Here is a 14,605-nt window from a genome sequence, read left to right as displayed (position 1 = left end):
ACCGGGATTTGGGGCAACGACGGAGAAGCTCTGTGGCGGGTGCCGCAAAGCTGCTTGCCTAAATACCAGGTGGGGGCTACCAGAGCCGGATATCGGTGATGCCGCTGGGTATCGGGGGCTGGTCGCTGAAACCGAGGACGCACCAGCCGGGCTGAATGCCGAATACGCCGCCCTGCAGCACGTAGCTCACCCAACGGGTGAGGCTGCGGCCGGTGTACTGCTCGGTTTCGGTTTCGTATTCGCGGAGCAGCAGCTCGTCGCCGACCTGGAAGTTACGGTCGTTTTCGCGCACGTCGAAGGGCTTGCTGCCGGCCTTGACGGCGGCAAAGCAGCCGGGCCAGATTTTCAGCTCGTGGTTTTGGTGTTGCGCGGGGTTCAGGGTTTGAAACTGCGGAATAAATTGCTCGGGGGATAGTACGGTGGTGGTCATGATAGTAGTCATTTAGAGAGAAGGCTACCGGTGCCGTGGTGGCCTGCCCAACCGGAGTCGGGACTTGGGTAACGGGAATCGGAATAGATTGAAGATAAGGAAAAGATAGCAGACCTATTTTGGTCCAAGAGTGCTTAACAATAAGAAAATCAGAGTAGTTCACCTCCTTTTTGATGCGCTGAAACTGGCGGCGCGGGCTGTCAGGTGCCGCAAATCCGGCCTCCCCAATCGATTGAACGGACGGCATTAGCCCTTTTGGGAAGCCAGGGCCGGCAGCTCACCGAAGGCCGTTGCTTCGGCTTCAATCGAGGCGCACGCCAGGTATGGAGCTGCTAATAAAATAACGTGGCCGACCCGCGCCCCGGCCCTGAGTGCCTACTTTCGAATCGATATTACGTCGCTTCCACTCTCTTAGCCTTTCCGCGCTCATGCCCACTGCTACCTCTTTCGGCCACACCACCGACGGCATCGAAGTTCAGCTTTTCACCCTGCGCAATGCTCGCGGGGCCATCGCCACCATCAGCAGCTACGGTGGCACGCTCACCAGCCTGCTGATGCCGGATAAAACTGGGCAGCTGGGTGACGTGGTACTGGGTTTTGACGAGGTGAGCGGCTATCAAAGTCCGGCCTTCCGCAAGTCAAACCCCTACTTTGGGGCGCTGATTGGGCGCTATGGCAACCGCATTGCCAAGGGTCGGTTCACGCTCGACGGCCAGGACTACGGCCTCGCCACCAACAACGGCCCCAACGCCCTGCACGGCGGCACCCTGGGTTTCGACCAGCGCATCTGGCAAGCTGCTTTGGGTACCTCAGCCGCCGGCGAAACCCTGACCCTGACCTACCACAGCCCCGATGGCGAAGAAGGCTACCCCGGCAACCTGACCGTGACGGTGGTGTACACCCTCACCGCCGATAACGCCCTGCGCCTCGACTACAGCGCCACCACCGACCAGGCCACGCCCCTCAACCTCACCAACCACGCCTACTTCAACCTGAGCCACGGCACGAGCAAGGATATTCTGAGTCACGAAATAACCCTGGCCGCCGACCGCTACACCGTAGTCGACGATACCCTGATTCCGACCGGGGAGCTGCGGTCCGTGGCGGGTACGCCCTTCGATTTCACGATGCCCCACGCCATTGGCGAGCGGATAGCGCAGGTGCCCGGCGGCTACGACCACAACTTTGTGCTGAATGAAGGCCTGCGGGTAACCGCTAGCGTGTACGACCCCGCCTCCGGCCGCACGATGGCAGTCATGACGGACCAACCGGGCATCCAGCTCTACACCGGCAATTTCCTCGATGGCAGTCTTACGGGCAAAAACGGCACCGTGTATGGCCAGCACGCCGGCTTCTGCCTCGAAACCCAGCATTTCCCCGATTCGCCGAATCAACCCGATTTCCCGACTACCATTCTGCGGCCGGGAGAAACGTTTCGGTCGGGTACGGTTTATCAGTTTGGGGTGCGCCATTAGGGGCATTTGTCATTGCGAGGCCGGAGGCCGGGGCAATCCGTCCTGTTCTCAGCGACCAGCCCTGAGACGTAATCCGTCCTGTTCTCAGCGGCCAGCCCTGAAATGTGACAAGCCCCGATACTACACAGTACCGGGGCTTGGCGATTTAGAAAATGCCTGGTTTTGACAGGACGGATTGCCCCGGCCTCCGGCCTCGCAATGACAGCTACCCCAGCTTCGGCAGGGCCGCCAGCAGGGTTTTCAGGCCCTGCTCGGCATTGCTGCCGAGGTGCACGCGCAAGGTGCGGCGGTGGTAGCTCTGCAAGGCTTCAAGGTCGCCCAGGGCCTGGGCATTTTTGAAGGTGCCGAAGGTGTAGGAGCGGCCGGGCAGGGCCAGGTCCTGCGGGTTGTCGTCGGTGAACTGCACGAACAAACCGGTGTCGGGGCCGCCCTTGTGGTACTGGCCGGTGCTGTGCAGGAAGCGCGGTCCGTAGCCCGACGTAGTGGCGATGTGCAGCTGCTGCTGCACCCGCAGGCGCAGCTCCTGCAGGCTGGCGCTCACGGCGGGGCTTTCGGTGAGGTAGGCTTGCAGGCAGAGGAAATCGCCGGGCTTGGTCTGGGCGAAGAAGGCTTGCAGCACCTCGGCGGCATTGGTGCCGCTCACGGCCGCGTAGTAGTCCACGCCGTTTTCGCGGGCCACGGGCTGGGTTTTTTCGGGCAGACTGCCTTGAGTTTCCACCACTTTCATCAGGCCATCGGTGGCCGTTTTGGCGGCCTGCACGTTGGGCTGGTCGAAGGGGTTGATGCCGAATACGGCGCTGGCCACGGCCGTGGCCACTTCCCAGCGGTAAAACTCCGCGCCCAAATCCAGCGCATCCTGCATGAGGATGGTGATGACCGGGTGGCCCGCTTGCTGCAATTGGCGCAGCTTGTCGGTGTTGGCTGCATCGGCCTGGCCCTGGTAGCCCACGTACACAAACACGCGGTCAGAGCCGTAGATGCTCACGTCGCCCAGCGGCTCGCCGGCCACGGGCAGAATGCCCTTGCCTTCTTTGCCGGTGCTTTCGGCGATGAGCTGCTCCAGCCACAGGCCGAGGTCGGCCAGGGCATCGGGTACCACGAGCGTGAGCTTGTCGCGGCCCTGCTCGGCCAGCACGCCCAGCGCCGCGCCCAGCTCCAGGCCGGGGTTGTGGGCCACCGGACCGTAGGCACCGCAGGCGCGCATCATGCGCACGGCGCGGGCCAGCATCTCGCCGATGGGCAGGCCGTAGAGCGCCGCCGGCACCAGCCCGAAGTAGGAGAGGGCTGAGAAGCGCCCGCCCACTTCCGAGAAGTTCAGGAAAATGCGGCGGTAGCCCTGCTCCGTGGCCGCAGTCACGAATTTGGAGCCCGGGTCGGTGATGGCCACGAAGTTTTCGCCGGCCTTGTCGCCTTTCAGCTCCTTCAGCTTAGCGTAGAAATAATCGCCGAAAGCCAGCGGCTCGGCCGTGGTGCCAGACTTGCTGGCTACGATAAACAGCGTGTCGGCCAGCGGCACGGCGGCTTCAATCTCGCGCACGGTGCCGGGGTCCGTCGTGTCGAGCACCGACATGGGCAGGCCGCCCACGCCCTGCTCGAAGGCGGCTTTGAACACGATGGGGGCCATGGTGCTGCCGCCCATGCCCATCACCACCACATGCTTGAAGCCGGCGGCCTTCACCTCGTGCACAAACTGCTCGATTTCGGCCACGCGGCCCACCATCGTCTCGGCCACGCGCAGCCAGCCCATGAAGCTGCGGATGCTGGCCTGGCCGGCCTCGTCCTGCACCCACAAATCAGCCTTCTTATCCCAGAAACCGGTGGTGAAGTCCTGCTGGTTCAGGGCCTGAATCTTGGCATCCACGGCGGCCTGGTACTGGCCCAGCTGCATGGTGGCGGCGGCCACGGCTCCGGTGAGGGCCTGCTGGCGCTTGCTGTCGATGGACTCCATCAGCTTACCGAAGGGCTCGTTGAATTTCTTGGCCCCGTCCACTTCCAGGTGGTTGGTCAGCTCTTCCAGGTTGAGGCCCAGCTCGGGCAGGCGGCGCAGCACCTCCTGGGCTTGCTCCAGGTCGTCTTCGAGGCGCACTTTGGGCTGGCCTTTGGCGCGGAAAATGTCCAGCGTTTCCACCGGCACGGTGTTCACGGTGTGCGGGCCAATGAGGTTTTCGACGTACTTCAGGTCGTCGTATTTCGGGTTTTTGTTGCCGGTGCTGGCCCACAGCAGGCGCTGGGTTTCGGCTCCCTGGGCTTGCAGCGCGGCCCAACGCGGGCCGGCAAATAGCTCCTTGTAGAGCTGATACGCCTGCTTGGCGCTGGCCAGGGCCACTTCGCCCACCAGGCTTTGCGCCAGGGTGCCTTTTTCGCCGCCTTCGGCCGCAATTTTTTCCAGCAGCGGGTCAATCAGCACATCGATGCGGCTGAGAAAGAAGCTGGCTACTGAATCGATGCGGGCCAGCGGCTTGCCGGCGGCGGCGCGGTCTTCGAGGCCAGTCAAAAATGCCTCGGCCACCAATTTGTAGCGCTCCACGCTGAAAATCAGGGTCACGTTCACGTTCACGCCCTCGGCAATGAGGCGACGGATGGCGGGCAGGCCCTCCAGCGTGGCCGGCACTTTTATCATCACGTTGGGGCGGTTCACGGCGTGCCACAGCTCCAGGCCCTCCGTGATGGTTCCTTCGGTGTCGTTCACCAGCGTGGGCGACACTTCCAGGCTCACGTAGCCGTCGGAGCCGTGGCCCTCGCCGTCGTAGAGGGGCCGAAACAGGTCGCAGGCGTGCTGCACGTCGGCCACGGCCAGACTGGTGTAGATTTCGTCGTTGGTTTTGCCCTGCGTGGCCAGCGCGGCAATGGCCGCGTCGTAGTCGGTGCTGTCGCCGATGGCTTTGGCAAAAATGGCCGGGTTGGAGGTGACGCCGCGCAGGGCTTCGTCGCTGATGCGGCGCTGCAACTTGCCGTCAATCAATATCGGGCGGCTGATAAAATCCAGCCACAGGCTTTGGTCGAACTGGCGGATGTCAACGAGAGGATTCATAGAAAGACAATTGGTTCAGGAGCCCAAAGGTCCGGCAAGAACGGCGTTGTTTTCAACGGCGCTCCGCGAAATGTGGGAAAAGAGCCCGCATAAGGTGGCCTGAGCCGGCGAGATAGCAGGCTCTGCACAGTGGTCATTATCCCCATTGCCGGCGCGCCGCCACCCCGTTCTCGCCGTTTCACAAAGGCGCTTCAGCATCAGCAGAATCCGGCACCCTGAACCCGGCCCGGCGCACCCTCCGAAGGTTCGGCCCGCTACCTCTCGGGCGGCTGATTTTTGTTGATGTACGCCAGCCGGCCATCGGTGAACAAGTTGTGGAAATGCACCACCGCAATGGCAAACAGCACCGAGAACAAGCTCAGCAGGGCGTTGTAGTACACCGGGGCCAGCAGCGAAAACCGGATGAAAACCGTGACCAGCACGAAGGCCGAGTACCGAAAAATATCGGGGTAGTGCAGCGTGTAGCGAAAGGCGACGAGCATAAACAGCAAGTCGGCAAAAATGAGAATCAGGTAGAACCGGTCGACCGAGTGCACCCAGACGCCACTGCGCAGCATGTACACCAGGTCGTGGCCGGAGAGCACGAGCAGGGTGGCCAGCACCAGCAGCGCGATAAACTGCTTCAGGGCCACGAACTGCTGCCGGTCGCCCTCCTGGGTGACGGCGCGGTGGCGCTGCACGCCGTAGTAGGTGGAGAGCAGCAAAAAGACCAGCAGCGCGCCGATGCCGTCCGACACCATTTTGTACACCGATTCGAGCTGGCTTTGCAGCGGCAGCTGAAAATTGTAGTGCGAGAATTCCTTGAACGACGAGCGCAGCAGCACCAGGCTCAGAATCTCAATCTGCTTGCCGATGGAATTGGCAATGGACTGCGGAATGACGAACACCAGGCTTATCATTTCGAAAAACAGCAGCAGCGTAAACGATATTTCCACCGCTTGCAGGAAATGCACCCGGCCCAGCAGGCCGCCCACCGGCAGCCAGCCGAGGTAATTGAGCAGGGCCACCACCATGCACAGCACGAAAACGCTGACCAGCACCCCGCTGATGAAATAATTGGTGCGGCGGCTCTCCCAGAAGTCGTGCACAGGATGGTAAGTTTTCTTTACAAGGTCTAAGAGCTTCATAGTGAGGGTAATTTACTCCTGCCTAAGCTCCGGGCTGGCGTGATTGTTCAGCGCCCGGCTACGTGGCGGAACACGCGGGGGAGAAGCGCGGCTACCTTGCTGCCGCCGCATGAGTAATTTTGACAAAACTGAGCTCCTGGCGCGGTGCTGCCCCGGCCGGAGCAGCTTCCGAAATCGCCGCGCCACCCGTCTCGCAAGGTATTTGCCCCCATGTCCGTTACCCCCAACCTGCCCACCATCGTTTTCCTCCACGGCTTTGCCGAAAGCCGCGAGGTCTGGACCGATTTCACCCGCACTTTTCCCGACGGCTACCGCTTGCTGGTGCCCAACCTGCTGGGCCATGGCACCAACCTGGCCCCCGTGCCCGATTTTTCGATGGAGGCCCAGGCCCGCCACGTCATCGATTACCTCAACCAAAAGGGCTGCCCCGAGCCCGTGCTGCTGGTCTGCCACAGCATGGGCGGCTACGTGGCCCTGGCCCTGGCCGAGCGCTGGCCCCAACGCGTGGCCGGCCTGGCGCTCATCAACTCCACGGCCCTGGCCGATACCGACGAGAAGCGCCAGAACCGTGAGAAAAACATCGGATTCGTGGAAAAGTACGGCGTGGCCAAGTTCATGGAGTCGTTCGTGCGCCCGCTCTTCGCGCCGTCGAACCGTGATAAGCTGACCGATGCCCGGGCGCTGCTGGAAGAAATTGGCAAGGCCACGCCCGTTGCCACCATCACCGGGGCCATGCGCGGCATGGCCGCCCGCCCCGAGCGCACCAAAGTGCTGGCCACCGCCAAATTCCCGGTGCTGATGGTGGCCGGCAAGCACGACGTAGCCGTGCATTTCGACGATGCCGTGCGCCAGGCCGCGCTGCCCGCCGAGGGCCACGCCCTGTTTCTGGAAGGCAGCGGCCACCAGGCGTATCTGGAGCAGCCCGAGCCCACGCGCCGGGCCGTGCTGGCACTGGCGGCGGCGGTGTTTGGGCAATGAGCGAGTAATGAGTGGGCAAAAAGCAAAAAAGCGCTGGTGAAACCAGCGCTTTTTTGCTTTTTGCCCGAACTAGGCACTTACTATTTCAGCGGCACCACATGGTCGCGCAGAGCTGCCGGTACCTGGTCAATAGAAACAATTTGCAAGTCGGTGGGCGAGGGCTTCAGGAAGTTCATCGCTTCAGTTTTAGACAGTGACACCTGCACATCTTTCTGAGCAATGCGGTACATCGCGCCCGATGCAGGGTCCACGATGAGCATTCCGATGGCTCCTCCGAATACGAGGTTGCCAAAATACCAGCCATTCACGTCGGCCTCCAGCGTGGTGGTTTTCGTGCCGTAACCAGGCAGGTTAAAGTCGAGCTTGTACATCTCGCGCTTGAAAAAGCTTGAGCCCGATTTGAGCATAACAGCAGCCGGCGTGGTGCCAGTATACACCGATTCGCCCCGGCGGTTGGTAACCGTGACAGAAGCTCCGTTTGGTGGTCCAAAGTGGGATGAAAAACAAGATTCAATCAATTAGCCAGCCATCAAAAGAGCCTTTTGGATGTCTGTTGGGGCAGCTTTCCCCGAAATTGATTTCGCAATAATAAAATCTAAATCATCCTAATTTGGACCACCACCGGCATTTTTTGGGTAAACAATACAAGCCGAGCTACTCTTGCCGCACGATGATTGTAGCCGTCGGGAGGGGGTGCCCGTCCCGCAAGAATACCCGTCTTATTCGCGCACCAGGCGCTGGGTCGTGCGGCCGGCTTCACCGGCCAGCTCCAGGAAAAAAATTCCTTTGGTCAGTTTAGTAATATCGAGCTGGTCGTTGCCGGCCGCCTGGCCACTCAGCATAGTTTGGCCCAGGGCATTAATAATGTTGTAGCGCACGGTGCCAACGGTAGCCGGTAGCGTCAGCGTGCCGGTGCTGGGGTTCGGATACACTGCGATGTCGGTATGCAATTGCCCTTTCACGGTGACGACGGGGGAGAATACACTGGTCCCGTCGGTATCGACCTGACGCAGGCGGTAGTAGGCCAAGCCAGTCAGTGGGCGGCTATCCAGCAGGGTGTATTTGTGCGCGCTGGTGCTGTTGCCCTGGCCCATAACGGTGGCAATGGTTTGGAACTCCTGGCCGGTGGCGCTACGCTGCACGTTGAAATAGTCGTTGTTTTTCTCGCTGGCCGTGGCCCAGCTCAGGTTCACGCCCTGTGCTTTGGCGGTGGCATCGAAGTGGGTAAGCTCGACGGGCAACGGCGTGGGCGCGCTGCTGAACACCTTTAAGCCATCCACGCCCCAGATTTGGTTATTCCGGGTATTCGCCATTCTAATCCGCAGCAGCACATTTATCGAGTTGGTGATGGTGATGCGCACCTTGCCGAACCCAGCGGTTCCGGTAAGACTCCCCGCATTGGATTTTGGGTCGATGCTTGGGTCCAGCGGCGGCGTATTGACCGTTGCCCCGGCCGATGGAGTCAGGCCGTTGAAGGAACCCTGAGCCGTGCTTCCTCCCGGGGCAATGATGTTGCCAGCGTATCCCCAGGTAACCCCATTGGCATATCCTGGCCCATCGTTTCCGGTAATAGTCGCTACTGGGTAGAACGTGGTGCCGTAGTCAGGGCTGATATCCACCGTGACTCTGTCGGCTAAGAACAAGCCGTTGTTTGGTACGTCAGAGAGTGCCGTCAGCAAAAACTCGATGCTGTTGCCTGTCGAACCCGGAGCAAACCGGATGTTGCGGAACGCAACGGTTTCCGTCTGTGTGCCAGTCCCCCCGTTGACCACATTCCAGGCACGGTTGCCCAATACTTGTGAATAGTACGGAGCATCATTGGGCCGGCCGTTGGCTGTCACGGTGAGAGCCGTGGTAATGGTGGGCGCATTTGCATAGCCAACATAAGGAGCCGAGGGGGAAGCCATGCCCTCAAAGTCTTGTTGGAGTTGAACGGTTTGAGCCCAACCGCTCAGCGGGCTCAGCAGCAAAACGAGAGCCCCAAGAAATGCGGCTTTCCGATAATTTGGTTGCTGTGTAGTCGGAGTAAAGAGAGTATTCATGGAGAAAGATTTTATTGAATGGTAAAAAGGTATTTTGAGAAAAAACACAGTCTTGTGAACAAGCTTTGCTCATGCTTCGACGCATAATGCATCAGGGTTGAGGTTGGCAAGCGTATTCGAATTGAATATAAGGAGTAATGCATGTGGAGTAACCCAGACTGCTGATAGTAACTTTCTGTGTAAATATTGATTATAATATTTGTAAACAAGTTATGATTCAGTTAATAATTACAAAATAAATTTTACAAAGCGCTCAATTTACTGCTTATCAATAATATGTTATATATAAAATATAATATACGAAACTAGATAAAAGCTTAGGGGTATCTATTGCATCGAGGAAGAGTTTGCATTTGGGCGGGCTAGATAGCACCTGGGCCATTGCACCTGTCTTACTTTTTCCCCCTCACTGGTCCTGTGGTTTGCCGTCGAGCAATTGCCCGAAGCCCGGCATCAGCCGCCTGCTCGAAACCGTCGGCGATTCTGCGCCATCTGCTACGATTTGTGGATGGGCCAATGCTGTGGAAAGCCCTCTTGCGATGCTTGGGTACCACTTCAACCAGGCATTGCCCTGGCAGGTAAGTGCTGCTGGTAATCCTGGAAAATGGAGGTGTAAGGCGACACCATTGGCTTCACCGACCTCGAAGTTGCGCCTGACTCGCCAGGGCTAGTGTTTGCCCTGAACGAGAAAGGGCTATTTTACAAGATTGAAGAAATGATGGCATACTACCCAAATGCCATCGTCTATTCGAGCACGGCGGGCAACCGAGTGCTAACTGTCAAGAAAGACCAAATCAACCTCGCTGAAGTGCTACAAGAATGTTATGGCCAGACCGTTCAGCCTTTCCGGTAACATCGTCCGCGATGCCGCACAGGAGTTATCGTCTCTGCCCATGCCCAACGCCCAAACGGTCTTTGGACAGCTCACCTCCGTGCCGGGCGTGTGACCGGTGCTGACCACGGAAATACTGCTGACCACCAACGCGTTTCGCGACCGTACCGACTCCAGGTGCTACGCCAGCGTGGTACTCTTTGCGCGCAGCTCGGGCCGGCACCGGGGCCAGTCCCGCGTGAGTGACTACGCCAACAAGCGCGTCAAGGCCCTGCTGCATCTGGCCATGCTCCCGGCCGTGCGCTGGTGCAAGCCGCTGAAGGCTTACTACGAGCGAAAGGTGGCCGAAGGCAAGAACAAAATGCTCGTCCTCAATAACGTATGCAATAAACCGGTGCTGGCCGCAGTTACGCGCAGCGCGCTACACTGCGGCCAGCACCCTCATTCCTCATTTAGCGCAGCCTCAAAACCGCGCGCCCAGCACCACCGTCTTCTTATACTCGCGCTTCTCGCCGCTGCTGGGGCGGAATAGCTCGACCAGCAGAATGTAGTAGCCCACGGCGGCTTTGCGGCCTCTATCATCAATGCCGTCCCACTGCACGAAGCCGGTGGTGGGCAGGGTTTCGTTGCGCACGAGGCGGCGCGTGAGGCGGCCCAGGGCATCGTATACCGTCACGGTGGCGACGTAGCCGGGCTGGTCGAGGTGGAAGTTGAGGGTGGTGAAATCCTGCTGGCCGTCGTCGTCGGGGGTGAAGATTTCCGGGGTCACGGTCAGTTCCTGGTTGCCGCCGAGCTCGTCCTGCGCCTGCGAGTTGGGCCGGCCGGGCGTGGCGTAGCCCACCGCGCCGGCCGCCGAGTGGAAGTTGCTGCCCAGGCTGGCCCCGCTGGTGCGGATGCGCTCCAGCGACACGCCTTCCTGGGTAGATAACAGGCTCAGATGCAGTTTTTTGGAATAGGCCAGCCGGTCCAGCTCCATGCCGCTGCCGTTCAGCAAAAACACCGTGTCCACGTCAGCAAACGACGGCAGGCTGGCTACTTCCACCAGGTTGGCGGGGTCGTGGCTGGTGGGATACTGCGCCTGGATGCTGGCCACGTCGGTGGTGAAGGCCAGCACCTGGCCGGGCGCCATCACCAGCGGGCCGCTGGTAAGCTGCGTGGCCGTGGCTTTGCCGTTCACGCGGCCCCGCAGAAACTGCCAGCCCTGCAGGTTCAGGTATTTCGGGCTGCGGTTCAGCAGCTCCACAAACCGCACCGCCCCCACGCGGGGGTTGAACAGCAGCTCGTTAATCACCACGTCGCCACTCACCGCCGCCTCGGGCAGGGCAAACGTGGCCGACTGCAAGGGGCCGCTGGCATTGCCGACGCAGTCGGTGGCCGTTTGCACGGCCAGCGTGAGGGGTCGGCTGGCGGTCAGGGGCGCGGCCAGGGTCAGGTCGACCTGCCGGAAATCGGGGGCCACGGGCGCGGCCCGCGTGATGGTGGTGGCCGGGCTCAGCCCGTAGCGGCTCAGGGTGGCGGCCGTGGTGCTGTCGAGCTTTTCGGAGAAATAGGCCCGCACGGTGGTGGCATTCAGGGCCAGGGCCCGGAGCAGGGTGGGGGCCCGGGCATCGGGGTTGGCGGCGCGCGCCGAGTTGGCGCGGGCGGGCGTGCCGCCGATGGGGTCGGAGCTGGCAATCCAGTTATTAGCCCCGGCGCAGTAGTTGTTGGTGTCAATCATTTCCAGGCTCCAGCCGCCGTCTTTCTTGCGGGCGTCGCGGTACCAGGAGTCCGAGTAAGTCACCTCGAATAGCGTGCGGCCATCGCGGCCACGCAGCACCAGCTGGTCGCCGCCGTTGCTGAGCGAGGGGAAATTGGTGGGGCCGTACACCTTGCCGTAGCCGGCAAATTGCAGCACCCGCGTGCTGCCGCACACGATGGCGTATTGGCCCGGGAGCAGGCGGGCGGTATCGGGCAGCACGGCTACCGTGGTGGTGCCGCCCTTGCCCAGCCGCACGCCGCCCAGGCTGATAACCCTGGTGGCGCTGCGGTTGTAAATCTCAATATACTCCGACAGCGGCAGGCCAATCTGCGGGGTTTCATCCGCAAAAATCTCGGTGATGAGCAGGTCGCCCACCTGCGGGGCCACGGGCGGCCCGGCAAACGCGGCCGTGAGTGGCCCCGCCGCCACGTTGCCGAACAGGTCGGCCATGTTGCGCACTTCCAGCACATTGGTCGTGGTAAAGTCGGCGGCGAAGGTGAGGCGCACTACTGCCGGGTTATTGCTGAGCACCTGGGCCGTCGTGGGCACCGCCCCGTTTTGCAGGCGGTAGTTGGCCAGAATCGTGGCGCTGGCCGGGTCCAGGGTTTCATTAAAGGCCACGTTCACCTGGCGCGAATCCACGGGCACGGCGCGGAGCAGGAGCGGGGCCGTGGCGTCGGTTACGGCAAAGTCGTCGAAGTAAAAGCTGCGGTTGTTGGCCAATGAATACAGCAGCGACACGCCCAGGGCTACGCTGCGCTGGTAGGTGGCATCGATGGGCTGGGCGGCCTCGGCCACGAAGGTGCGGCCGCCGCTGAGGTCGCGCTCCAGAGTCCAGCGGTTGGCGGTGCTGCGGGTCACGCGCACGCGCACCAGGTTGTTGGTGAGGCTGGCCAGCGTGCCATTCAGGCCGTCGACGACGAGCACGGCGGCGCGGGTCGAGTCTTTGCGAAACAGGCTCACTTCGTCGTCGGTGCCACCGAGGCGCACGAAGTAGCCCGAGTTGTTGGGGTTTTTGAGGTCGGCTTGGGAGGCCATCAGCCACACGTCGGCGAGGTTGCCGGAGCTGGTGGCCAGCTTCAGGTTGGCCCAGAATTCCCACACGGTGCCGGTGCTGGCCTGGCTGGGCGTGCTGAGCTGGATGGCAGTGCCCGTCACGGCCGGGCCGTTGCTTTGCAGCTGCTGCGCGGCTACCTGAAAGCTGGATGCGTCGCCGGTCCAGGTGGGGTTGGCGGTGAAGTTGCCGTCGGTGAAATCGTCGCGCAGTTGGGCGCTGGCCAGCAGGGGCAACAGGAAGAGTAACAGTAGCAGTTGCTTCATTTGAATAACGAGGGAGTCTTAGCTGTGCCCAATGTAAGCCCATTAGAGTGATATTCCGCACTTTTGGGGAGTTCCCGATTGTCCTGGAAACCGTTTGCGTTGGTGAGGAGCCATTGGCGGAGTACCCCGAATTTTCAATTCGGTCCGTGGGGTTTGTCGGAACGGGCGTTTCGGGATGTGCGCACGGGCCGAATTGGAAATTCGGGGTACTCGTCCAACGTGCCCCAACCGCTTGCCGTAACGCATTGCGCCGTTCCTGCCGACCTTTGCGCCCGACGGTACCGTTGGAGGACCGTTCTGATTTCCCAGTCCCATGAAACTTGCCATTGTGGGTGCCACCGGCCTGGTGGGCACCGAAGTGCTGAAAGTGCTGGCCGAGCGCCACTTTCCCCTGACCGAATTATTGCCCGTGGCCTCCGCCAAATCGGTGGGCCAGCTCGTGGAGTATCAAGGCAACCAATACCCCGTGGTGAGCATGGACGAGGCCATCGCGGCCCGCCCCGATATCGCCATTTTCTCGGCCGGCGGCTCGGTGAGCAAGGAGCACGCCCCGCGCTTTGCCGCCGTGGGCACCACCGTTATCGACAATTCCTCGGCCTGGCGCATGGACCCCACCAAGAAGCTGGTGGTGCCCGAGCTAAACGCCGACACGCTGACCGAAGACGATAAAATCATCGCCAATCCCAATTGCTCCACTATTCAAATGGTGGTGGCTTTGAATGATTTGCACAAGAAATACCAGGTGCGCCGCATCGTGGTGAGCACCTACCAGAGCGTGACCGGTACCGGCAAAAAAGCCGTGGACCAGCTCCTGGAAGAGCGCGCCGGCCAGCCGGCCAGCAATCCCGCCTACCCGCACTCCATCGACCTGAACGTGCTGCCCCACATCGACGTGTTCGAGCCCAGCGGCTATACCAAGGAGGAGCTGAAAATGGTGAACGAGACCCGGAAAATCATGGGCGACGACAGCATTCGGGTCACAGCTACCTGCGTGCGCATTCCGGTGATGGGCGGGCATTCGGAGTCCATCAACGTGGAGTTTGCCGAGGAATTTGACATGGCCGAGGTGCGCGAAATCCTGACTAACACGCCCGGCGTGGAGCTGGTGGATAACCCCGCTCAGAACCAATACCCGATGCCCAAAGACAGCCACGGCCGCGATGCCGTGCTGGTGGGCCGCCTGCGCCGCGACGAAACCCAGCCCAAAACGCTGAATATGTGGGTAGTGGCCGATAATCTGCGCAAAGGCGCCGCCACCAACGCCGTACAGATTGCCGAGTATCTGGTGAGCAAACAGGCCTCAAAAGCGTGATGCTTGCTACCCAACCCGCTGGCGCTCGTCACAGATGTGCGCCAGCCGGTAAACAGATTTGAGTAACCGGATTAAATAGCATTTCCAGAGGGATAGCGGGATGCGCTGATTCTTGCTTTTTCGGAAAATGTCCATTAACATGGGCTGATTCCTACCGTTCACCGAAAGGAGCCTTTTCTCAGTCGAGATAGGTTAGCTGTATGGTCCCGGAGTATGGTGGGTCGGTTCTCGAATAAAGCTACTAGGATTTTTCCGCCATTCCGCACAAACAAATTCGTAGGGTGTCAATCCCTTGAGCCGTTTGAGGCGTTTGGCAAAGT

General features: G+C 60.7%; 11 protein-coding genes and 1 pseudogene. 5 read left to right on the top strand and 7 right to left on the bottom strand.

Translation table 11 applies throughout. The features are described 5' to 3' along the window. Positions 1–76: 76 nt before the first annotated feature. Positions 77–430, bottom strand: coding sequence for an ASCH/PUA domain-containing protein (locus ABD819_RS00050; RefSeq protein ID WP_345119702.1), 354 nt, complete (start codon positions 428–430; stop codon positions 77–79). Between the two features lie 428 nt (positions 431–858). Between ABD819_RS00050 and ABD819_RS00045 the strand changes: the two genes are divergently transcribed. Further along, positions 859–1,905: an aldose epimerase family protein gene (locus tag ABD819_RS00045; RefSeq protein WP_345119701.1), complete on the top strand. Its 1,047-nt coding sequence runs from the start codon at positions 859–861 to the stop codon at positions 1,903–1,905. A gap of 205 nt (positions 1,906–2,110) precedes the next feature. Here the strand turns inward: ABD819_RS00045 and ABD819_RS00040 are convergent, their stop codons facing one another. Continuing rightward, positions 2,111–4,936, bottom strand: a complete 2,826-nt coding sequence (locus ABD819_RS00040; protein ID WP_345119700.1) for a bifunctional transaldolase/phosoglucose isomerase — start codon at positions 4,934–4,936, stop codon at positions 2,111–2,113. Positions 4,937–5,190: 254 nt separating this feature from the next. After that, on the bottom strand, positions 5,191–6,024 hold the full coding sequence (locus tag ABD819_RS00035) for a hypothetical protein (RefSeq protein WP_345119699.1): 834 nt from the start codon (positions 6,022–6,024) through the stop codon (positions 5,191–5,193). Between the two features lie 249 nt (positions 6,025–6,273). Here ABD819_RS00035 and ABD819_RS00030 point away from each other — a divergent pair, with 249 nt between their 5' ends. Continuing rightward, on the top strand, positions 6,274–7,041 hold the full coding sequence (locus ABD819_RS00030) for an alpha/beta fold hydrolase (RefSeq protein ID WP_345119698.1): 768 nt from the start codon (positions 6,274–6,276) through the stop codon (positions 7,039–7,041). Positions 7,042–7,121: 80 nt separating this feature from the next. Here the strand turns inward: ABD819_RS00030 and ABD819_RS00025 are convergent, their stop codons facing one another. Both ABD819_RS00025 and ABD819_RS00020 read right to left on the bottom strand, forming a co-directional pair. Further along, positions 7,122–7,412, bottom strand: a complete 291-nt coding sequence (locus ABD819_RS00025) for a hypothetical protein (protein ID WP_345119697.1) — start codon at positions 7,410–7,412, stop codon at positions 7,122–7,124. Between the two features lie 348 nt (positions 7,413–7,760). Next, entirely contained in the window at positions 7,761–8,948 is a 1,188-nt protein-coding gene (locus ABD819_RS00020; RefSeq protein WP_345119696.1) for a T9SS type A sorting domain-containing protein, read from the bottom strand. A 760-nt stretch (positions 8,949–9,708) separates the two neighbouring features. Here ABD819_RS00020 and ABD819_RS21470 point away from each other — a divergent pair. Continuing rightward, the gene (locus tag ABD819_RS21470) at positions 9,709–9,936 is read left to right on the top strand and encodes a DUF4007 family protein (protein ID WP_425553895.1); all 228 of its coding nucleotides are present in this window, start codon (positions 9,709–9,711) and stop codon (positions 9,934–9,936) included. Positions 9,937–10,033: 97 nt separating this feature from the next. Beyond that, a complete protein-coding gene (locus ABD819_RS21465; RefSeq protein ID WP_425553862.1) occupies positions 10,034–10,447 on the top strand; it encodes a transposase in 414 nt (137 codons plus the stop codon). On the opposite strand, the gene ABD819_RS00015 is transcribed toward ABD819_RS21465, so the two are convergent. Further along, positions 10,379–12,973 (bottom strand): lamin tail domain-containing protein, encoded by a 2,595-nt coding sequence (locus ABD819_RS00015; RefSeq protein ID WP_345119695.1) that lies wholly within the window; start codon positions 12,971–12,973, stop codon positions 10,379–10,381. The two genes, ABD819_RS21465 and ABD819_RS00015, sit on opposite strands and share 69 nt — an antisense overlap. 313 nt (positions 12,974–13,286) lie before the next feature. On the opposite strand from ABD819_RS00015, the gene ABD819_RS00010 reads away from it, so the two are divergent. Beyond that, complete coding sequence (locus tag ABD819_RS00010) at positions 13,287–14,285, top strand: aspartate-semialdehyde dehydrogenase (RefSeq protein WP_345119694.1); 999 nt, start codon at positions 13,287–13,289, stop codon at positions 14,283–14,285. Positions 14,286–14,477: 192 nt separating this feature from the next. Here ABD819_RS00010 and ABD819_RS00005 read toward each other — a convergent pair. Beyond that, positions 14,478–14,605, bottom strand: a pseudogene (locus tag ABD819_RS00005) (IS481 family transposase); the annotation flags it as partial.

This window comes from Hymenobacter antarcticus (genome assembly GCF_039539545.1).
Taxonomy (GTDB): Bacteria; Bacteroidota; Bacteroidia; order Cytophagales; family Hymenobacteraceae; genus Hymenobacter; species Hymenobacter antarcticus.
This window is presented reverse-complemented; position numbering and strand designations above follow the sequence as displayed.

Excerpts from the sequence above, each read along its gene's own strand:
- ABD819_RS00040 (WP_345119700.1), bottom strand. The coding sequence starts at position 4,936 with ATGAATCCTCTCGTTGACATCCGCCAGTTCGACCAAAGCCTGTGGCTG.
- ABD819_RS00045 (WP_345119701.1), top strand. The coding sequence starts at position 859 with ATGCCCACTGCTACCTCTTTCGGCCACACCACCGACGGCATCGAAGTT.
- ABD819_RS00025 (WP_345119697.1), bottom strand. The coding sequence starts at position 7,412 with ATGTACAAGCTCGACTTTAACCTGCCTGGTTACGGCACGAAAACCACC.
- ABD819_RS00050 (WP_345119702.1), bottom strand. The coding sequence starts at position 430 with ATGACCACCACCGTACTATCCCCCGAGCAATTTATTCCGCAGTTTCAA.
- ABD819_RS00015 (WP_345119695.1), bottom strand. The coding sequence starts at position 12,973 with ATGAAGCAACTGCTACTGTTACTCTTCCTGTTGCCCCTGCTGGCCAGC.
- ABD819_RS00020 (WP_345119696.1), bottom strand. The coding sequence starts at position 8,948 with ATGGCTTCCCCCTCGGCTCCTTATGTTGGCTATGCAAATGCGCCCACC.
- ABD819_RS00030 (WP_345119698.1), top strand. The coding sequence starts at position 6,274 with ATGTCCGTTACCCCCAACCTGCCCACCATCGTTTTCCTCCACGGCTTT.
- ABD819_RS00010 (WP_345119694.1), top strand. The coding sequence starts at position 13,287 with ATGAAACTTGCCATTGTGGGTGCCACCGGCCTGGTGGGCACCGAAGTG.